21 protein-coding genes are annotated in these 19,985 nt (G+C 50.8%); 10 read left to right on the top strand and 11 right to left on the bottom strand.

All coding sequences use genetic code 11. From position 1 onward, the window contains the following. Together ACO0LI_RS28315 and ACO0LI_RS28320 are read left to right on the top strand one after the other, a co-directional pair. Window positions 1-524, top strand: a 524-nt coding sequence (locus tag ACO0LI_RS28315; protein WP_423036969.1) for an IS3 family transposase, incomplete at its 5' end; no start/stop codon positions are given. 333 nt (window positions 525-857) lie between these two features. Beyond that, window positions 858-1,229: a hypothetical protein gene (locus tag ACO0LI_RS28320; RefSeq protein ID WP_423036971.1), complete on the top strand. Its 372-nt coding sequence runs from the start codon at window positions 858-860 to the stop codon at window positions 1,227-1,229. A gap of 211 nt (window positions 1,230-1,440) precedes the next feature. Here ACO0LI_RS28320 and ACO0LI_RS28325 read toward each other — a convergent pair whose 3' ends face one another. Further along, window positions 1,441-3,033 (bottom strand): tetratricopeptide repeat protein, encoded by a 1,593-nt coding sequence (locus ACO0LI_RS28325; RefSeq protein WP_423036973.1) that lies wholly within the window; start codon window positions 3,031-3,033, stop codon window positions 1,441-1,443. Between the two features lie 34 nt (window positions 3,034-3,067). Beyond that, window positions 3,068-4,630 carry a methyl-accepting chemotaxis protein gene (locus ACO0LI_RS28330; protein ID WP_423036975.1) on the bottom strand — a complete coding sequence of 521 codons (1,563 nt, stop codon included), beginning with the start codon at window positions 4,628-4,630 and terminating at the stop codon, window positions 3,068-3,070. A 304-nt stretch (window positions 4,631-4,934) separates the two neighbouring features. On the opposite strand from ACO0LI_RS28330, the gene ACO0LI_RS28335 reads away from it, so the two are divergent. Further along, a complete protein-coding gene (locus ACO0LI_RS28335) occupies window positions 4,935-5,525 on the top strand; it encodes a hypothetical protein (protein ID WP_423036977.1) in 591 nt (196 codons plus the stop codon). A 58-nt stretch (window positions 5,526-5,583) separates the two neighbouring features. On the opposite strand, the gene ACO0LI_RS28340 is transcribed toward ACO0LI_RS28335, so the two are convergent. From ACO0LI_RS28340 to ACO0LI_RS28355, 4 genes are all read right to left on the bottom strand, one after another. Continuing rightward, a complete protein-coding gene (locus ACO0LI_RS28340; RefSeq protein ID WP_423036979.1) occupies window positions 5,584-6,321 on the bottom strand; it encodes a carbon-nitrogen hydrolase family protein in 738 nt (245 codons plus the stop codon). Window positions 6,322-6,352: 31 nt separating this feature from the next. After that, complete coding sequence (locus ACO0LI_RS28345) at window positions 6,353-6,511, bottom strand: hypothetical protein (protein WP_423036981.1); 159 nt, start codon at window positions 6,509-6,511, stop codon at window positions 6,353-6,355. A gap of 186 nt (window positions 6,512-6,697) precedes the next feature. After that, entirely contained in the window at window positions 6,698-7,558 is an 861-nt protein-coding gene (locus ACO0LI_RS28350) for a hypothetical protein (RefSeq protein ID WP_423036983.1), read from the bottom strand. Between the two features lie 591 nt (window positions 7,559-8,149). Further along, window positions 8,150-9,691 (bottom strand): FAD-binding oxidoreductase, encoded by a 1,542-nt coding sequence (locus ACO0LI_RS28355; RefSeq protein WP_423036985.1) that lies wholly within the window; start codon window positions 9,689-9,691, stop codon window positions 8,150-8,152. Between the two features lie 556 nt (window positions 9,692-10,247). On the opposite strand from ACO0LI_RS28355, the gene ACO0LI_RS28360 reads away from it, so the two are divergent. Further along, window positions 10,248-10,652, top strand: coding sequence for a hypothetical protein (locus ACO0LI_RS28360; RefSeq protein WP_423036987.1), 405 nt, complete (start codon window positions 10,248-10,250; stop codon window positions 10,650-10,652). 212 nt (window positions 10,653-10,864) lie between these two features. On the opposite strand, the gene ACO0LI_RS28365 is transcribed toward ACO0LI_RS28360, so the two are convergent. Further along, window positions 10,865-11,149 (bottom strand): DUF4148 domain-containing protein, encoded by a 285-nt coding sequence (locus ACO0LI_RS28365; RefSeq protein WP_423036989.1) that lies wholly within the window; start codon window positions 11,147-11,149, stop codon window positions 10,865-10,867. 244 nt (window positions 11,150-11,393) lie between these two features. Between ACO0LI_RS28365 and ACO0LI_RS28370 the strand changes: the two genes are divergently transcribed. Next, window positions 11,394-12,392, top strand: a complete 999-nt coding sequence (locus ACO0LI_RS28370; protein ID WP_422953698.1) for a LysR family transcriptional regulator — start codon at window positions 11,394-11,396, stop codon at window positions 12,390-12,392. A 253-nt stretch (window positions 12,393-12,645) separates the two neighbouring features. Next, entirely contained in the window at window positions 12,646-13,215 is a 570-nt protein-coding gene (locus ACO0LI_RS28375) for a hypothetical protein (RefSeq protein WP_423036991.1), read from the top strand. A 100-nt stretch (window positions 13,216-13,315) separates the two neighbouring features. Here the strand turns inward: ACO0LI_RS28375 and ACO0LI_RS28380 are convergent, their stop codons facing one another. Both ACO0LI_RS28380 and ACO0LI_RS28385 read right to left on the bottom strand, forming a co-directional pair. Further along, window positions 13,316-13,816 carry a hypothetical protein gene (locus tag ACO0LI_RS28380; RefSeq protein WP_423036993.1) on the bottom strand — a complete coding sequence of 167 codons (501 nt, stop codon included), beginning with the start codon at window positions 13,814-13,816 and terminating at the stop codon, window positions 13,316-13,318. Between the two features lie 206 nt (window positions 13,817-14,022). After that, complete coding sequence (locus ACO0LI_RS28385) at window positions 14,023-14,487, bottom strand: hypothetical protein (protein WP_422953695.1); 465 nt, start codon at window positions 14,485-14,487, stop codon at window positions 14,023-14,025. Between the two features lie 374 nt (window positions 14,488-14,861). On the opposite strand from ACO0LI_RS28385, the gene ACO0LI_RS28390 reads away from it, so the two are divergent. The 3 genes from ACO0LI_RS28390 (at window position 14,862) to ACO0LI_RS28400 (ending at window position 16,734) form a co-directional block, all read left to right on the top strand. Continuing rightward, a complete protein-coding gene (locus tag ACO0LI_RS28390) occupies window positions 14,862-15,287 on the top strand; it encodes an ExbD/TolR family protein (RefSeq protein WP_423036995.1) in 426 nt (141 codons plus the stop codon). Between the two features lie 40 nt (window positions 15,288-15,327). Next, window positions 15,328-15,705, top strand: coding sequence for a hypothetical protein (locus tag ACO0LI_RS28395; RefSeq protein WP_423036997.1), 378 nt, complete (start codon window positions 15,328-15,330; stop codon window positions 15,703-15,705). A gap of 285 nt (window positions 15,706-15,990) precedes the next feature. Beyond that, on the top strand, window positions 15,991-16,734 hold the full coding sequence (locus ACO0LI_RS28400; protein WP_423036999.1) for a lysozyme inhibitor LprI family protein: 744 nt from the start codon (window positions 15,991-15,993) through the stop codon (window positions 16,732-16,734). A gap of 1,092 nt (window positions 16,735-17,826) precedes the next feature. On the opposite strand, the gene ACO0LI_RS28405 is transcribed toward ACO0LI_RS28400, so the two are convergent. Then, a complete protein-coding gene (locus tag ACO0LI_RS28405) occupies window positions 17,827-18,390 on the bottom strand; it encodes an NUDIX hydrolase (RefSeq protein ID WP_423037001.1) in 564 nt (187 codons plus the stop codon). Window positions 18,391-18,574: 184 nt separating this feature from the next. Between ACO0LI_RS28405 and ACO0LI_RS28410 the strand changes: the two genes are divergently transcribed. Continuing rightward, window positions 18,575-18,958 (top strand): DUF3592 domain-containing protein, encoded by a 384-nt coding sequence (locus ACO0LI_RS28410; RefSeq protein WP_423037003.1) that lies wholly within the window; start codon window positions 18,575-18,577, stop codon window positions 18,956-18,958. A gap of 81 nt (window positions 18,959-19,039) precedes the next feature. Here the strand turns inward: ACO0LI_RS28410 and ACO0LI_RS28415 are convergent, their stop codons facing one another. Beyond that, window positions 19,040-19,813, bottom strand: a complete 774-nt coding sequence (locus ACO0LI_RS28415) for a hypothetical protein (RefSeq protein WP_423037005.1) — start codon at window positions 19,811-19,813, stop codon at window positions 19,040-19,042. Window positions 19,814-19,985: the final 172 nt, after the last annotated feature.

Raw genomic sequence — 19,985 nt, forward strand, 5'->3', positions numbered from 1 at the left:
ATCAGACATTTGCTCCAAGCCGTCCAAACGAAGTATGGCTGACTGATATCACCTATATCAGCACTGGAGAAGGATGGCTTTATCTGGCAGGGATCAAGGATGTGTATACCTGCGAGATTGTTGGCTACGCCATGGGAGAACGAATGACGCAAGCCTTGACTGCGCAGGCGCTCTGGCGTGCAGTGCGCAACAAACGCCCACAACCTGGATTGATTCACCACTCAGACCGGGGCAGCCAATACTGTGCGCTGAGTTATAGAGAATTGATGACACAATTCGGCATGCAGGCGTCGATGTCGCGCAAAGGAAACTGCTATGACAATGCGCCGATGGAAAGCTTCTGGGGTAGCCTGAAAAATGAATTGATACATCACCAGCACTACCCGACCCGTGCTGATGCACAGGCTGCTGTTCAGGAATATATCGAAAGCTTTTATAATCGCCAGCGTCGTCACTCACGCCTCGGCTATATTCCACCTGCCTTGTTTGCTGATAATTTCTATCAACAATCGCAGGCTGCTTGAAACATGAGTGTCCGTTATTGACAGTACACCTCAATCAGTGAGCAAGCCAAACCCACGGTGCGCATGGCGCACCCTACTGTTGGAAAATACCTGTACCGAATGTGAGCAATCCATGCGGCGCATTGCAATACGCCCTACATGGCGGCCATGCTTAACGCTACGGTAGCTGCAATGCGCAAGTGTGTTCTCAGACTAGCGTCAATCACAAATATCTCAATTCTTCACACCCACCACACACTCCCTTCATCTGGACATGACATGCTGTGGATTCAATGGCGGCGCGGGCTTGCATAAGGCTTGGTCCCGTGGGCCACCATCATTGCTGAATTCAGTATGACATTTTTTATGAGCTTTTTATTTTCTGTATTCCTGCCCTTATACGCTTTACCCTTTTGCATCATGGCATTCATGCCTGGCCGCCGTGCACTGGCTATTGCAGGCTCTGTTCTTGGCTTACCGATCATCGCATTCATCATCTTCGTATTCAGGGAGATGAGTAATCCGGACAATAATGCATCGTCATTCGGGGTTGCCATACTTTTGTGTAGCCTTGCTTTGGTGTGCATGGCTTTGGTTGCGGGCGCCATTACCCGCCTTATCCTGCTGCGAAGGCAAGCTGTGGTGGCCAGCCCGCGGGTGCGGGCGGGGATCATGCTGGGGGGCTTTTTGTGCCTGCCTGTATTGCTTGCGTCGTTGATGGTTTAGCCAGTCAGGGGGTATTGAACAAAAGCGCTATATGGCGGATGATCGTAGCAGACACAGTCTGCCAGCGCTTGTCCATTTTCAATACAATGTGTTCAGGATCCTGAGGCTGTTTTCTACGCCAGAAAAAATACTCAAAAACAGGTTTGAAAACAGCCGTGCAGATAGCTTTAACATTTTTTCAGTGGGTTTTTCAGAAGGCGCTCAGTATACTTTATCGCGGCATCTCCTTGATGGCTGTCGCACGCTCTGCCAGTTTGACAGACTCCTGTTTTTTACCCATGCGTTTGTACATGTCTGCCATATCTTCAAGAATGACAGCTACGTCCGGGTGATTTGGTCCCTTGATTTTTTCGCGTATGCTCAGCGCACGCTCATACAGCGGCTGTGCCTGGGCATATAAGCCTTTTTCTCTATCAATTGAGGCGAGGTGATTAAGTGCGATACTCACTTCTATTTCATAGGGCCCCATAAATTTTTCTGCCATCTTCATGGCACGCTCTGCATAGACTGTAGCTTCTGCGTATTTTTTTTGTAACAAGCAGAGATTCGATAAATTATTAAAACTCATGATGAGATCAGGAGCGTCTGGACCCAGGTTTTTTTCTTTGATGACGATTGAGCGTCTCAGTAGTGACTCTGCTTCCGCATCTTTTTTCTGGTCATGCAAATTTGCCGCAAGGGTAAGCAGGCCATGAGCAAGATCTGGACTATCAGGCTCCAAAGCTTCTTCCAGGATTTGTAGCGCACTTCTGGAATAAGCCTCCGCCTCGCTTAACCGTTGTTGACTGTTATAAATGCTGGCCAAAATACCCAGGACTGGTGCCACATCCGGGTGCTTGGGACCAAGCAGCTTTTCGCTGATGATCAAGGCACGGCGCGCATACGGTTCTGCTTCAGATGGTTTTCCCATGTTGAAATAGAGGTAACTCAGGCCGAGAAGTGCTGCGGTATTATGGATACTATCTGTTCCATACAGTTTTTCGCTGATGGACAAGCTGCGTTTCAGCACAGGCTCTAATTCTTTATACCTTTTTTCATGGCTATATAATGTCGACAAATAAAGCAGGCTTTCGGCAACCCACATATCATTTGGCCCATAAAGTTTTTCGCGGGAGGCCAGGGCGCGCAAATATAATTGCTCGGCCTTGGGGAACTGGCCTAGTTCCCGATAGACACTGCCCAAACCTAAAACTGCGGTGGTTAATGTGTGATTATTTTCCGTCAGGGATTGCTCGCCGATAGTGATAGCGCGCTGGTAAGCCTCTTCTGCCTGCTGAAATTTAAATTGCAAGGCATAGACCTTACCCAGATCATTGAGCGTACCGACAAGTACAACAGGAGGCTCTTTGCGTGTTTTTTCCACGATAGCCAAAGTGCGGGCATAGTTTTTCTCTGCCTGCAGATATTTCTTGGCTTCTTTAAAAAATTTTCCCTGCCAGTCTAAAGTCTGAAGCACCTCGCGATGCTGGGCACCAAGCATTTTTTCCTGGATTTGCAGAGCTCGTTCAAAAAGCGGTTCAGCCAGCTCATATTTGCCCTGCTTGGAATAGACCCAAGCCAATTCGCGCATTAAATAGCTCAAAATCAAAGGTTCGGGCGGGGATGCTTGTTCTGCCAGTGGCAAGGCTCTTTCCAGTTTGTTCCTGGCCTGATCGAATTTACCCTGATAGAGCAGCGGTTGGCTTTCATTTCTCAAAGTTTGCCAAGTTTCATTGTCCGCTACTGCGGCATTGGTACCGAACAACAAGGTGCTGATGAACAGGCTTGATAACAGATTAGATACCTGACTTGAATGCAATTTCAATTTAGTTCTTTCTTAATTCATTTTTCTCTTATTTTTATCCGCGCGTTGCGGCATAAATTCCATTGACCCCGCCATTCTGCCTGGTCCTGAACACCGACACCGCATTCATCAGTTCACCCGACTGGTCATTGAGGCTGGCTGCTGCTGCGGCCATTTGCTCTACCAGGGCGGCGTTTTGCTGGGTGGTCTGGTCCATCAGGGTCACGGCCTGGCCGACCTGGCCTACGCCTGTCGATTGCTCTGCACTCGATGCGCTGATCTGGGCGACGATTTCACTGACCTTGCGGATAGAGCTGACTACTTCGGCCATGGTGCTGCCTGCCAGATCGACCTGCTGCGTGCCTTTGCCCACGGCTTCTACGCTGGTACCGATCAGTGACTTGATCTCTTTGGCGGCCTCGGCACTGCGGCCTGCCAGTGATCGCACTTCGCTGGCGACCACGGCAAAGCCACGCCCCTGTTCACCGGCGCGTGCGGCTTCTACTGCGGCATTCAGGGCCAGAATATTGGTCTGGAAGGCGATGCCATCGATAACGCCGATGATGTCCTGGATTTTTTTGGATGATTCATTAATGCCGCGCATGGTGCCCACGACTTGCTCGACCACGTCGCCACCTCGGCTGGCGACTTCAGACGCCTGGGCGGCGAGCTGGTTGGCCATCTTGGCGCTGTCGGCGTTGTGATTGACGGTGGAATTCAACTCATCCATCGCCGCCGAGGTTTCTTCCAGTGAGCTGGCCTGGCTCTCGGTGCGGTTACTCAGGTCCATGCTGCCAGAGGCAATTTCATTGGTGGCCTGGGCAATGCCGCTGGCCGAACCGCGCACGCCATTGACGAGCGATTCAAGCGAGGTCTGCATCTCTTGCAGCACACCCATGAGGCTGTCGTCACCGGCATTATTGTCTATGTTTTGCGCGAGGTTGCCCCTGGCGATATTTGACAGTGCATTCCTGGCTTGCGACGGGTCACCACCGAGTTCTTTGTGCAGGGTTTTCTGGCAATAGAAGGTCAGGAACACTGCCACCAGGCTGGCCAGCACTGCCAGGATCAGCGACAGCGTGACGGTAAAGCTGACCTTGCTGTTAACATTCGCATGTTCTTGCGCCGAGCGTTTGCCCGCCTCATCGCGCTGCTTTAATAATTCTGAGCGCAGGTTGCGCCACGCTGGGGTTTCTTCTGCATTCAAAACCGGCGCGGCATCGCCTTTTTCTTTGAGGATGGTGACGATTTTTTCCTGCGCTTGTGCATGGGCAGCGCGCAACTTGGGCAGCTCAGCCAGGCTTTGCGTGGTGTTATTGTTGGCCGATATTTTTTTGGCTTCTTCAAAGGCCTTGTCATAGGCTGTTTGGGCGGCCTGGAAGTTATCCACACCTTTTTTATTCGATGGATCAAGCACCACATTCCGCAAAGCCTGCCCCATCTGCAAACCCTGGGCATACATCTCAGAAATACTACGCTCCAGCGCCTGTTCAGTTGAAATATAGTTATCAAACTGGCTGCGCGTCGCCATCAGCGAAGTGATGGCAGTGGCCAGGCCTATAGCAAACAGGACAGCAGGGATGGCAGAGCAGAGGACGATCTTGGCTGAGAATTTCATGCTGACTCCATTATCTTGCCCGTTTTTGGCAGGCAAACTTTAAGTTTGTATGGTATTACAGCTAATGTGCGTGCCCAATGAACGGTAGACGTTTGCTGAGTGTAACTGATGAATGTGACAAGAGGTGTTGCGGCGATGTGAAATATTTTTCCAGGGTAATAGTAAATAGTAGGTCATTATTGTCTCTGGCCCCACTTTGTCCGTGTTGGGCATTTGGTACAATGAAACTTCTCCAGACAAGGATTTTTGCGAAAGACCAGGCATGCGTTCAGACGACTATACCGCCCATCATATTTGCCAGGCCATGGGTATGCCAGGTTTTGCTGTGGACCCTGTCCTGCAGTCCGCTCGAGAGGCATTGCGCTTATTACTGAAGCCCTCTTTTGATCCAGAAATCTGTATCACCGTCATCAGCGATGGGCAGCGTGTTGAGGCAAGGGTAGTCGCTGCCCGATGGATGATATGGCACCTGTTCGAAATGGCTCCCATGATGACGTATAGAGATCAGTGTGAGTTACCCATGGCGTGTTTTCAGGAATGGGTAAAAAGTGCAATTGTCTCTGGCAAGAGTGCCGACGCCTCAGGCATAGCTATAGACGGGATGTCAGTCGAATCCATCCTGATAAAAAATGGAGAGCTTGTCGCACAAACGGGGCGTGATTTAGGAGAACCCTATTTTTCGCGTAAGCTCACTGGCCAGATCATTCAGACAGTGTGGGCCGCCTTGCAAGATGTGAACTGTAAAAATGCATTGGCCCTGGTAGCAAGGTATGAGCAAGTCAGCTTGCCCAGCTTGACTGCTCCAGCACCTAAAATGCCGATTCAAACTGCCATAATTGGGACAGAACAAGACAGAATAGAATTACTGAAGGCGATGAAAAGGCAATTTGGTTGATGGGCGATACATTTGCCTGAAAGATAGGGGCTCGCAAAATTCAGAGACTGCATTCAGCCTATATCGATACCACAACCCCGGCTCGCCCTTCTGCCACACGGGCAACAATACTGCCATCTGGTGCGATGATGCAGGTGCAGCCATGGCTGATCTTGTCTTCATGGCTGCTTGCGAGCGTGCCAACCACGTCCGCTGATACTACCCAGCAGCCGGTTTCGATGGCCCGCTGGCGCAGGTTATCGAGGCTCTTGCTGCGCCACTTTTCTGCGGTGGCAGGGGCCAGCATATTGTTCAGGGGGTAGCATAGCAGGCGCGCACCTTGCTGGCTGAGCTCTGCTGCGCAAGCAGGGTAATTGGCATCATTGCAGATATTGATGCCGTAAGTGTATCCAGATTTTTCAAATACCGGCGAGGCATTGCCAGCCACTACGCCGCGTTCATTGGGGTACTGCTTTGCATATACACCCATGAGCTGACCTTGCCTTAGCACGGCGGCAGAATTGTAGATGCCTGCCACTCGCTGCTCAAAAAATCCCAGGATGAAATCGGTGTTGAATGCGGATAATTCCTGTAGTACCTGTTTGAAAACCGGGCTGTCGATGGCGAAGGCACGTCGCGCAATCGTCTGCGCATCGGACGAATAACCCAGCAGATAGCATTCCGGGAAGAGGGCGAGTTCAACGCCTTGTTCCTGGCACCATTGCAGATCAGTATGTAACTGAGCTATTGTTGCTTGCAGATCGTCAAATACAGGGTAGCGCTGGAAGGCGGCAATGCGTATTTTGTTGGTCGTCATTGTTGTATGTTGTGCAAAGCCATCATTTTTTTTATGTTGAAGTGAGTAAGGCTAGTATTTCTTCTTCAGTTGAGACTTGGGTTTCAATAACCTGTTGTCCGTCGCCATTCGTGAGCACAAACCATCCTTGATCGTTGCGGGATACCTGAAAAGACATGGCATATATTGTTATCCCTGCATGAACGGACATAGTGTGTCCTCCAATAATTCGCGGTGGTGGCCCCGGAATTATGCGTCCTGTCATGCCATGAGCCAGGATGATGTCGAGTAAATGCTGAAGCTCGTTCACATTGTTCCATTTCTTGAAATTTTTGAAGTGTTTTAGCTCGTAACTGCGGGTTCCTCTTTACGGCTATGTTCGCACTTGGGAGCATCTTCACTCACCCGGGCTTAGCATCGTTACCGTCGCATCATCCGCCTTCTTCACCGTCATGCCACCTGCCTTGCCCGCTTCATGCATGCGCAATTCCTGCATCATCACCTCCATCCCACGGGTCGCGCAAGCCTGCATCAGGCTTTGATCGTCGTAGAGATGGTAGCTATCAACCAGCCGGTAAAAACCATCCGTCATCATGAGCAGGCGCTCTTTGGCAGCCAGGCTAAACCTGTATTCACGCGCCGCAAAGCGGCCCTGTGGGTGCAGGCAAAGTATCGATGGCTGCGGGCTGTTGTTCTGTGCCACACGGCGCTCGCGCAGCATGGGCAAGAGCCTGGCCCAGCGTGCCTGTTCATCGAGACCTTCCTGTGTTAATTCTTCTATCGCCGTCTTGAGTATGCCTTCCTGCGGATTTTCATATGGGTCAAGGTTGTTTGCCTTGCCCTGCGCATCCAGTAAAAAACTCTTGCAATCACCCAGGGCATACAGGCTGCACTCTTCACCATTCGCCTGCACGCGCAGCCAGCTCAGGGCAGCAACCGGCCAGGCATAGGCGGGCATGGCAGCGGCCTGCAACAGGCTGCTGTGCTGTGTGCACAAGGTTTGCAGGGCCAGCATGATGCAGTCTGCCTGGGTTTGTGCTGGGGTGGCGGTTTGTTGCAGCGCCAACGCAAATTGCTGCACAAACCAGGCCGGGTCACCTAGCTCGGCATCAAGATAATGCCGGTCTGATACCGAGCTGGCACCGTCAAACATCAGCACATCGAGGGTGCCGTCAGCGTGTGTGAAGTGGCAGGCCAGGTCTTCGTTTGCTTTGTCAGGTTTATTGCCAGCGGCGGTGGAGAGGGTATTGATCTGCATAATTGTGGAGCCTGGTTTCTGCATGTTTATTGATGGCAGAATATAGCATTGACGTGACGTGGTTGTGGCAAATTGTGAGAATGTGCCTTACATGCAGCTAATGTGCAAAAACGCCCGTTTTAAAGCGATGCCGCCCAACCCGTCATGCCGGACTTGATCCAGCATCAAGCGGCGTTCGTCGTGCACGCTCAACGTGTTTTGCTGATTGCTTGAAGTTGTATTTTTCCGGCTCCGGGCAGATCAGATGCATGGGGCATAACGACACTGGATGCCAGATCAAGTCTGGCATGACGATGTTGGGGCTCATTGCTGGCGAAGGATGTTACCGTGCATGATGCAGCAAAACCAAACGGGCTGCGAACACGTATTTCGCGTTTATATGCGCATCCTCAAACCCGTCATGCCGGACTCGATCCGGCATCCAGCGGCCTCCGTAGCACACAGCAAGTGCGTACTCAACTGCTGACATCAAGCTGCTTTTGCGGTTTCACTTGAGTACGAAGCAAGACTTAAAAATACTGGATGCCAGATCAAGTCTGGCATGACGACATCAGGGGCAGTGCCTGATCATCCGGCCACAGGAAAGGCGATTCACTTCTGAGGAATACTCTGCTCAAACTTGAAATAATCGTGCGGATCGTATTTGTGTTTGACGATCTTTAAACGGTCCAGATTAGGGCCATAATAAGCCCTTGCCCAATTTGGTTGTTCTCGGTTCGGGAAATTGACATAGGCTTGCGGCAGTACAAAAGGGCTCATGGCAGTAAAGTAATCGCGCAGCCATTGTTGCTGCTTCTGTACCACGTCCAGCTTGTCTATCGGCCCCCAGGCGGCTTCCATTTCAAAAATATAATTGGCATTGCGATGCGGGTAAGCGGTGGCATTGACGGGCACTTCACGCACCTTGCCGCCAATGGCAAACAGGATGCCCATGTTTTCTGGTAGGAGTGAGCCGCCAGGCCATTTCAGCATCCAGCGCAGCATCATTTCCATGCCTTCTGGCGACATTTTTTCGCCCACATAGGATGAACGAAGGTCATACATGCCGTTGGGGTCATCGGTGATCAGGTAATCGCGCGCCTGCCAGTAAGTCATTTCACGGATGTCGGCCTTGGCTGGTGTCAGCATTTTCAATACCGGTTCCAAAGCCTTGAGCGCGGCTTCTTTACCACCAAAGAACTGGCCCAGGGTCGTGACCTGTAAATCTGCCATGGTGTAATTGGTACCAGCACGGCGTGGCACGATTTTGCTGCGGGTAGAAATCGTGGTGGGACTATTTTGCTGCAGGTCTTGCAAGGCAGAAAATAATTCCAGCTGCTGCTGGGCAGGCCAGAGGATATTGAAAATCGTGACGTTATGCGAGACATCGACCAGGTTAAAGGTGAACGAGGTATTCACCCCAAAATTGCCACCACCGCCGCCGCGCAGTCCCCAGAATAAATCCTGATAGCTGCCCTTATCCTCGGCCACCACCAGTTGCTGGCTGGGTAAAACAATTTCTGACGACTTCAGGCTGTCGCAAGTCAGGCCCGCGTGAGTGGCAGAAAACCCCCAGCCACCACCCAGCACCAGGCCCGCCGCACCCACGGTCGGGCAACGGCCAGATGGCACGGCCAGGCTGCTGCCGCTGAAAAAATTGGCCATGTCCTGGTTGCTGACACCGGCGGCTATGGTGCAGGTATTCTCTTTTTCATCTACCCTGATGCCATCCATGGCCTTCACATCAATCAGCAAACCCCTGGTAGTAGAAAAGCCTGCGTAATTGTGACCACCAGAACGCACTGCAAAGGGTTTGCGGTTGTCGATCGCCCAGCGCAGGCACAACTGCACATCCCTGTCATTGGCACACATGGCAACAGCAATGGGCAGGATATCTGCATAGCGCTGGTTATTTGGCGCGGCGGCCATCATGTAGCCCAGCTCGCCAGGCAAAATCAGGCGCCCGGCCATACTGCGCGCAAGCGCTGCCAGGTTGTGCTTGCTGTGCAGTGCAGGCGCAGCTGTGGTCTCGCCCGACATACCCAGCATGCTGGCGGTGGCAAGGGTGGTGGATGTCTGCAAAAAACGGCGGCGTGAGGGGGCAGGGACAGGGTCGGTAACCGGGGTTGTGACTGGGGTGGACAAGACATCCATGAACTTCTCCTTGCTTGGACAAAATAGCGCTGAATTCAGGAACAGAAGCGCGTAGCACCAGGCGATCTGGCGAGCAGCGATCAAGCATCGCAACTGCCCATCCTTGTTTTTCTCTGGCCAGCATTTTGGTTATTGTCTTTTAATGTAACTATTTATGCAATATTGAATGAGCACCTCCACAAAAAAACAACCGAAGGCTTTTCGGCATGAGAGCTGGAGCCGACGTGGCGAAGCAGGCGGTCTTATAAGGAAGTATGGAGTTTTTCGGGCGGAGTGAGGTGTTACATGCTGAAATTGAATAAATGTAGCAATATCGGACCTGACTCTGCCTTCAATGCAGATAAGATAAGAGTTCAGTTTGGGATGTTATTATTCATACTGGAGGGTCTAAGGGGAATCGAATAAGTGAGTAAAGATACCTGTTCCGTCCGCAATTAATTTGAGTTTATTCATTCAGGCTTACATAAGCCTACGTACATTTAAAATTACATAGGCCCCAAGCTAGACCGTAGCTTTAGAACCAGGCTCAGAAAAATTATCAAAATACCTATTTACTATGTCGCTAAAAAACAGAATACAAGTTATTTCAGCTGGATTCCTGATTATGGGGTTGTTCGAGGGTATAGATGGATTTTTCGAAAACTATGCTTTCAACAATCATGGAAAAACCGGTCTGGTCGAACCACTTAAAAAAATATCTGAACCAGCGAACAATGAAACTGGCGTCCGTTTGACTTTCACTACTGAACAGGGGCGGAAAGTAACTATAACCACAAACATTGATCAGGCAACATCCCAAACACTGCACGGTGGGCAAGGAATGAAGATCATGTATTTAGAGGATGATCCTTCACGTACTAGATGGCCATGGGAATCCAGGAGCGTGAAAACGGGGCTATTACTTGCTTTGTTGGGTTTTTTCGTTTTGGGCGGTGCCCGGATATTTACGTTTATTCGGTAAAACTAAATTAGCAATGCGCAGAAAAGTGATTGGAACTCATTTCATCAATTGGTGTGTTATGACGCACCCTGCACATAGTGTTGAGAAGTCTTCCTTTTTAAGATCAACTTTTGAAAAAACAAAACCCGGCTGATCATCGATCACCGGGTTTTATCATTTCTGCTGCCAGCCAGTTATCAACTGGACTTTACATCAGCACATGACCAACACAATTAGTTCTGTGTCGATTTCTGTGTTTTGGATGTCGCTACTTTGTCGCTATTGGCTTTGTCAGCAGCCAGGCGTGTTTCATTGGCTTTGACCAGGGCAGCTTTTTGGGCTGGGTACCAAGAGAAACCTTCCATGCCGATTTCTTCACCGTTAGCACGGGCTTCTTGCAGTTCAGCGACGACTTGGGCGCGGGTTTTTGGGGCTGTAGTATCTGTATCTGCAGCAAAAGCGGCTGTAGCTGTCAAAAATGTCAGGCTAGTTGCCAAAAAGAGTTGTTTCGCATTCATGATCGTTCCTATCAATAAGTAAGTTTAAGAGATAGCCGCCTCGGTGATCTTGCTCAATTGTCATGAGAAGTGAAATTTCACTTCCGATAACAACTGAAACAAGTCGTCGCCAGCGGCGCGGTGTAGAGCTTGATTTATGTTGCACTGCACCGATGGAAAGAAGTGTAGGCTTTTCGGATTCAACAATAAAGTATGTAAATGGGAATATACTATTGCTGAATCAGGAACAATAAGGGGCTTGAAAATGGACAGATTGCAATCAATGCGTACTTTTGCCAAGGTGGTGGAGCTGGGCAATTTTGCCAAGGCTGCTACGGCACTGGACATGTCTAACGCAGTGGTCACCCGTTATATCGCGGATCTGGAGACCCATCTGGGCACGCGATTGCTGAACCGCTCTACCCGTAAATTGTCGCTGACAGAGACGGGTCTGGTGTATCTGGACAGGGTGCGTGCCATCCTGAGCGATATTGACGACGCTGATGCCATCGCCTCGTATGCGGCCAAAAAGCCCAGCGGCACCTTGCGCATCTATTCTGTACCGCATTTCGGCAAAGCGCAACTGGCGCAGCTGTTGCCCGAATTTGCCAGGGATTATCCCGACGTCATGCTCGACATCAAAATCACTGACCACCAGGTTGATCTGGTCGAAGAGGGTATTGATGTCGGCTTTTACCTGGATTTGCAAAAGATAGACGGCAGCATGATCTCGCGCAAGCTGGCCACGTCTGAAGTACTGCTGTGTGCCTCGCCCAGCTACCTGAAGGAACATGGCACGCCGACCACGCCTGAGGATATCTCTGGTCACCGCTGCCTTAACTTCAATTACGACTTTTTGCGCGATAACTGGATGGCCTTTGACAAGCGCGTAGGCCGCGACTCTTACCGCAGCATCCCTATCCAGAGCAAGGTCATCAGCAATAATGCCGACGTGCTGCGCGCCTGCGCCCTGGCGGGCATGGGCCTGGTCTTGCGCACGTCTTTCCAGATTGATGATGACCTGGCGCAGGGCAGGCTGGTCAGGCTGTTTCCTGAACACTGCTTTGGTGCGGTGTCGATTTCCATGGTCTACCCCAGCCGCCGCCAGTTGTCGGCCAAGGTCAGGCGCTTTGTCGATTTTGTCGCCAGCAAGTTCCCGCGTCCAGACGAAGACATGTGGCTGGGCACTTGCCCTTTCCGCATCCATGAAGAAAAACTCAGGGAACTGGGCATACCGCATCCGGGCAAAATGCGGATTGGTTGAGACAGTACACGCACCTCTGCCACAGATGCGCCTGATGCAAAAGTATCCTTACTCAGTTTACATGCTTGTAAGCAATTGTAAAATATCGTCGTCACACTTGTGTAACATTAATCCGATATCCTATGATTGTTGTGTCTCCTTAGGTATTTTGCCGCCACGGAAATCCCCCTTCCGTGGCGGTTTTTTATTTGGGGAAGTGATTCGTGCGCGTTATCATGCAGGCATGATCAATTGCTGATTTGCAGGGTGCGCCATGCGCACCGAAGAATGTTTATCGCCAGACTCCAGAACGGTGCGCACGGCGCACCCTACTCATCCACATTTTTACAAGATGAAATTCTTTGAATCACAGCAGGTTGGGGAATATGACTTCGATTTTTCGTCTTATCAACGATACTTGCAAGAGCATCGTGATCTTTTTCCGCCAGACGTGTATGCCTTCGCTGTAGACACGGGTAATTATGATCTGAGGAGCCACCAAAGCCTGCATGACGCCTGGTTGGAGCGGTTTTGTATCTCTGAACCGGCAAGTGGAGAACGTTCAGAAATTCGCGCCATCCAGATAGAGGCAAGTTTTCTGGGGCCGTACCATGATCTGAAAATCCACCTTGTTTATTCGGGCGTGATTGAATACAGCATCATGACACCGCAAGACTTTGCTCATCCCCCATTTGCGACAATTGGCCACGGCGATTTATGGATACACGAAGTGAGCCTGACAGACGATCATCAGGCTGTGGTTCATGAATGGTATTTCTCACGCGGCAGCGTGTTCAGGATAGTCTGCAAAACTTTCAGGCACTCGGTTGAGCTAATCAAGTAGCAGGGGTATTTGCATGCCTGGGAAAAATGCCTATGCCGTGCAGGACGCTGACATGCGGCGCATTACAATGTGCCCTACGAGCTGGCAATTATCACGAGCCTCATCGAATCACATGCTCTCCACGAGTGAGGACTCCCTCTGGGTCTTTTACAAATTTCCAAGCTAAAGAATCCCGCAGTGCTTCGATGACCATGTCCGTGTCTGGGTCTATCAGTCTGCCGCCATCTTTCAGCGCGAGTTTGCAATCCAGATCGTGCGCAATGTTGACAATGGCTGTTAATAAGGTGACGTCCAGATTGGCGACGTTAAAAGCGCAATGTATGCCGTCATCCCATACCTCCAGCTGACTTTGTTCTTTACTGCCATACATGCGTGCGTCGCTACTCCACGAAGTTTTGTGTGGCAGTAATTGCTCTAGCAAGCGCACTGGTCCCGATGACAGATCAGAGCCTGCCCAATAATTGAAGAAATCATCGTTTTCCAGGAGTGGTGCGTCTGGCTGGTGTCGGCCATATTCCGGCAAAAAATCCACCATCTTGCCATGCGCCTTGCAGATACCTGCAGTAGGGATCAATGAAAATTCGAAATGCCAGATTGCCATAACAGTTGGGTAGAGTGCGTAGGGTGCGGTATCGCGATTGTAAAGCAGCTTCGATATTGTGAGATGAAGCATGCGGTAGCATAACAAAGCCCATGGAACCAGCAGTAGGGTGCGCCGTGCGCACCGTTTTTATCTTTCGTGACTTATGGACATTGGGACACGGGGACATGGACGAACATGGTGCGCACGGCGCACCCTACAAAACATCAATCCACAAATTCCGTCTTGAAATCCCATGCATCAAAGCCGCCCACATTGGCAGCGATGCCGCCTGTGTGTTCCAGGAAAAAATGCACAGTGCGTAAAAATTCGCGGTAGTCTTCCAGCGATGCAGCCTTGATTTCAAACGAGGCTACGCACAGGTTTTTGGCTTCTTGCACATTCTTTTTTTCTTTGTACTGGCCATCATTGCGGTATTGAAAATAGCGGGCTAGCTCATGTGCGGCATCGCCAGTTTTTTCGCGATGTACATACAAATGAAAGTCACTATTGCGGCCATTCGCATAATGCTTGGTCAGCTTTAGCGTGGTCCATTCCTTCGATTCATCATCGCCATAAAAATCGCCATCTGAATCAAATTCTTCTGCCTGCCAGAACGCCGGACAAAAATCATCTTCGCCAGGCATGGCGACGTGGTCATACAGAACGATGATTTCAGAATAAATTTTCATGCTTCTCGCCTTTACCGGGGTCAGACTGACTTATTGACTTCAGTGCTACTTGTATTTTGTTTCTGGTTTGCTGAGTGTTCGCTTATTGCTTGCTTCGGCTTACTCTGCATTACTTCTAAAATATAATGCCACAGTCCCCAGAACTTGTCTTAGAACATCAAGATGATTTTCTTTTGCCAGCCGGGCTGATGCTAAAAACGGACAGGCACGGGCAGGTTTATTGCCCGATAGTACAATGGTCTTTAGCGCTGGCAGTCAGGCTAGCCTTTCTCTTTACTTGAGCTTGCCCACTTTGCAACAGCTTTACAAAATGTGTAATATGGCTGCAGCAGCAAATCCAGCAGTAATCCAGCATTAATAATCAGGACAAAGATATGATGCACGCACAGGCAGCCCAGGGCAGGCAAAGAGAAGATGAGGTCTTGCTGACTATGGATAGCACCCCCATGATAGGTATCATGCTGGCGCTGATCGCCATGCTGGTCATGACTGTGGCGCCAGAAAGGCATCTGATTGAATATGGCCAGGTTGGCTGTACGCTCAGTTTTGGCCGGGCTACAGACGTCAGTGTTATTGACATTGATTTCGACGGCAGCCTGCAATGGAATGGCAAGGCGGCGACAACTGCACAACTGGAAGATTATTTTCAAGGCCTGACCAAGGACAAGGATAGTCGTCACGACGTGCATCTTCGCGTCAGCCGCACTACCACCTACCAGCAAGTGATGACAGTGCTTGCATTAACCCAGCGCTACGGATTAACTTCTGTCGGTGTGGTCAACGGCGGCATACTGTCTTGATCAAAACAGATCAGCCCCCCTCAGAAACGGAAAACACATTATGAGCATGGTTTTGTGGATACAGCTTGAAAGCGACAGCGACGATGTCGCACCAGACGACCTCGGTTATTTGCTCGACGAGCTCGAAGACATCGATGCTCAGTGTGAAGAACTGGGCGTGCAAGCCTTGAGCGAGTTTGTTGCTTATTCTGACGTTGAATACAACATCAGCGAAGAAGACCTCGATGAAAACTGGCCTGCCGAAAACGCCAAATGGGTCAGCCCCACCGAGCTGCTGATCAGCATACGCGCACTCGAAGCGGCGCTGAGCGAATCAGGCGACAACAACGAAGTACTTGAAGAATTGCAGATCATCGGGCAACGTTGCAAAGAGGCAGAAGAAAACGCAGTGCAAGTGCGGCTGATTGCGGTGATGTAAAAACGACGGTGCTACCTCGCAAGGGGCGCCATGCGCAGTGGCTTTATCATGCAGGCACTCACGTTATTCAACGATGGTGCGCACGGCGCACCCTACGCAATGGCAAACATCGCCGTGAACAACGCACACATGCGGCGCACTATAATGCGCCCTACGGCCATGCATTGACTGACCTCGCTGCAAGAATGAACGCCCGATGTGTTTAAAGACTTGAATATATAACGCTTCAACATCATCATTAAACTGCGCCGTGCGCATCCGCACAATCACCTGGATATAATACTTATGCGCACACTTTGTACCCTTGCCCTGATTACTTTATTCTCCACCCTGGCCAGCACCACGCAAGCCGCCAGCTTTGATTGCAGCAAGGCCGCCAAACCGGTGGAACGCATGATATGTGATACGGGCAATCTCTCTACTCTCGATGAACAGCTTGCCGGTGCCTACAAGGCTATGATGAAAGCGGCCAGCCCAGCCACAGGCACCGATACCAGCGAGTTACTCAAATCCAGCCAGCAACGCTGGTTGCGCACTAGCCGTGATGCCTGCAAGACTGTGCAATGCCTGGAAAATGCCTATGTCGGGCGGATTGCATTTCTTGTGCAATGGAATGAGGACGCACCGGCAAACAGCAAGATCGACGGCAAGCTAGATGGCAACTACGAATTCAGCCATGACATGGAGTTTGCCAACGGTAGCCATACGACAGTGCAGGATTGCCTGGCAATCAAAAGCACAGGCAATGCCCAGGCACAGGTGAATACCATACTCGTGCAATCGAATGGGCACAATTGCAGCCTCAATGGCAAGTTCGCGCTGGCTGGTAATGTGTATAGCTATCTGCCAGGCAAAGGTGAAAACGATATTCAGAATTGCCAGATCAAGCTGACTGTCAAACAACACCAACTCGTCTTGTCAGCTACGGGTGATGGATGCAGTTCACACTGCGGTGCCCGCGCCAGTTTTGCAAACGGCGCCAGCTTTTTGCGTACAGACAAAGCTAAACGGGCTTGTGTGGCGGATTGAGATTTGTGTGGCAACTGAGCGTTTTGCGTATAGTCTGAAGTAGGGTGCGCCGTGCGCACCACACGCATAACTCGTTCCAGCGCTTCGCAAATCATGTCACGCATCTGCTGTTGAATTGTATTGCAGGGTATTACCGGAAAAGGTTGCCAACGCACACAACCCCAACACCGTCATGCCGGATTCGATCCGGCATCCAGTGCCGTTAGTCTTCAAGCCATGCGGTATTTATCTGCGAGGATGGCGGCAGGTCAGCGCATTGCGGCACGGTGAATAAGTGCCTTATCGGTGCACAAACAACGCCGCTGGATGCCGGATCAAGTCCCACTGCTGTCCGGAATAATGTGCTTGACAAAAATAACGAGTAAATTCCCTCCCTTTCAAGGGGAGGGTTAGGGTGGGGATGGGTTTCGGTTGATTAACGATAAATGAATTTACGCCGGAAACCCATCCCCATCCCAACCTTCCCCTTGAAGGGGAAGGAGCTTCAAGCACGACCGCTCGCAAATAATGTTCAATTACAGAATTAAGTCTCCGACGCGGGAAAAATCGCCAGGACACTGCTTGTACTTGATGTTCAGAACGAGTCAAGATAATTATTCCGGACAGTAGTGGGATTAAGTCCGGCATGACGGGGTGGGGGGCGCCACTTAAAATGGATATACGGAGGGTTTGCGGCAGTAAAGTAGGGTGCGCCGTGCGCACCACACGCATAACTCGTTCCAGCGCTTCGCAAATCATTTCACGCTTCTGCATTTGAATTGTATTGCAGGGTAATGCCGGACAACATTGGCAACGCGCATAACCCCACCACCCGTCATGCCGGACTTGATCCGGCATCCAGTGTCGTTAGTTTTCAAGCCATGCGGTGTTTATCTGCGAGGACAGCGGCAGGGCGGCGCATTGCGGCATGGTGAATAAGTGCGCTATCAGTACGCAAACAACGCCGCTGGATGCCGGATCAAGTCCGGCATGACGGAGTGGTGGCCGCCACTCAAAATGGATATATGGAGGGTTTGCGGCGGTAAAGTAGGGTGCGTTGTAACGTACCCTGCACATTTCCATGTTTTACCAGCGCCCGTCATGTGGCCGTCGCTACTTGCGCAAACCCGTTGCCAACCCTGACACCCCCAAACTCTTCCTCGCCATCCTGGCAACCGACGCATTACCATCTTCTGCCGCCAGCGTAGCCAGCGGCGCCCAGGCCAGGGCATGTGACTCTTCGCTGACATTAAAATCCACTTGCTGCGCCTGGAATAAAAATCGAACGTCGTAATGATAGTGTGCAGGCTCGCTGCCCCGGGCCGGGATGGGATGTACATCGACGTCAAACAGGGCATCGCTCAGCAGGCGCAAATCAGCCATGCCGCTTTCTTCCCGCGCTTCGCGGGCGGCAGCGGCTTGTATGCTGGTGTCGGCATCCTCGGTATGCCCACCGAGTTGCAGCCAGCGATTGAGTTTCTTGTGATGCGTCAGCAGGGCAGATTTACCATCGGGGTGCAGTATCCAGGCGGATGCGGTGACATGCCCGGCCAGGGTAGCACGGCTGGCGCAGTCGGTGGTGCTGCGCACGAAGTCCAGCGCGGTTGACAAGTGCATGGCTTCTGTGGCGTCGCTGGCCGTATGGGCCTGTAGCAGGGCGGTGAGCTGGTCTTGCATGATGTCATGTACGTTTCAAAACGCAGATTATAGCCGAGGGCTGCCCACCTGCATCTTTGGACTGCCCTTGCGCAGCATAGCGGCATACATTGCAGGAGCGGGATGGCACAATGCAGATGTTGTTGCCGTCATCATCATGATGCTACACTGGCATGATCATTGTAGATTAAGCAGGGATCTGAGCATGGCAAAAAAGAGTATAGTCTTCAAAATCCTGGGCGTGGTCGCTGGTCTTGCATTCATGGCAGCGGGTTTCTCTGAGCGCTCATCCCTGGCACATATGAAGGCCATAGGCAAAACCGCCGTGGTTGATCCTATCAAGAACTACACCAAGCGCAAATCGATTTACACTGCCGAGTTCAGCTTCACCACTGAAAAGGGTGAAAAAATCACCGCTAAACATTCTTTCCCTTCTGAGTTGATCGCCGATTTTGAAGCAGGCAGACCAGTCAGCGTCTTGTATGACCCCAATCGTCCACATGAGTTTGTCTTTGAAAAAGAAAAAGCATCCTGGTATATGGTCATTGGTGGAATTGTCTTTGCGATTGCCGCCTTGCTGTTTGCGTGAGTGGCGGTATTGCGTTTTTAGAGATGAAAAGTCAGCCAGTCAAGCTGCTGCAAGAAACCCGACTGGGATAAGTAAAGAACTTCATTTCCCCCAATGTGGCTGCAGTAAGCGTATCACTGCCAGGTGCCTGTCTGTCAGCCCGGTATAGCGTGATGTGATCCCCTCAGTTTCATCACCGTCGGCCAGGCGACTCTTGATGAAATGGACGCTGAGCTCGCTCCCTGAAAACATGGGATTGCCATACTGGTTAATCTCTATCGCATCACCAAGCTGATGTGGCCCCAACATGTCCTGGTAATATTTTCGCTGCACCTCGCTTTTAACCTGTAAGACGGATGCCTGAATCGCCGCCGTTGTCTGTACTGGTGAGGGCAACTCCTTGCCATTGAGCATGACAATTCTTTTCGCGCCTTTGCCATTTTGCCTGGCAGATGATGCCGTCAATTGCAGATATGCATACCGCTTGGATAATAAGCTCAATAATTTCTTGGGCATAGCCAGCGATAGTTCAAAAATAATGTCTGTGTGCTCGTCCGCAACGCCGATCACGGCGTCACAAACATCTTCACTGATTCCCCAGTATTGCTTGCACCAGGTACTGGCATGCCCATGCCCATAGTGATCAAGGTTGGATTTGAATAATTCTCCAAGCGATAGCCTGGTCTCACCAAATTCACCCAGGGACTTGATGCAGTTCAACACTTTTTCTTGCGTTGCAAGAGGGAATGGGTAGCCATAGCTTGCCGCTGCATCTTTGAACATCCACCGGCCCGTCAGGGTATGCCAATCCCCATATAGGGCAGCGTAACCATCATCGACAAAGTTATTGAGCTCGAAATTCAATTCAGCTGGCATGTATACAATTGATGCAAATGAAAAGTTATTCTCCGTTAGGTGATTTTGAAAAAACAATTTCATTGATGCGGCTGGCCCTTCTACCCGCAAGTGCACATCATAAAAATCTATATGGGCCATATGGTCATTCTCTATTTTTTCGAGGTTGTTGCAAAAATTAAAAACATCAATC

Origin of the sequence: Undibacterium sp. Tian12W (genome assembly GCF_049339405.1) — a bacterium.
Lineage (GTDB): Bacteria > Pseudomonadota > Gammaproteobacteria > Burkholderiales > Burkholderiaceae_D > Undibacterium.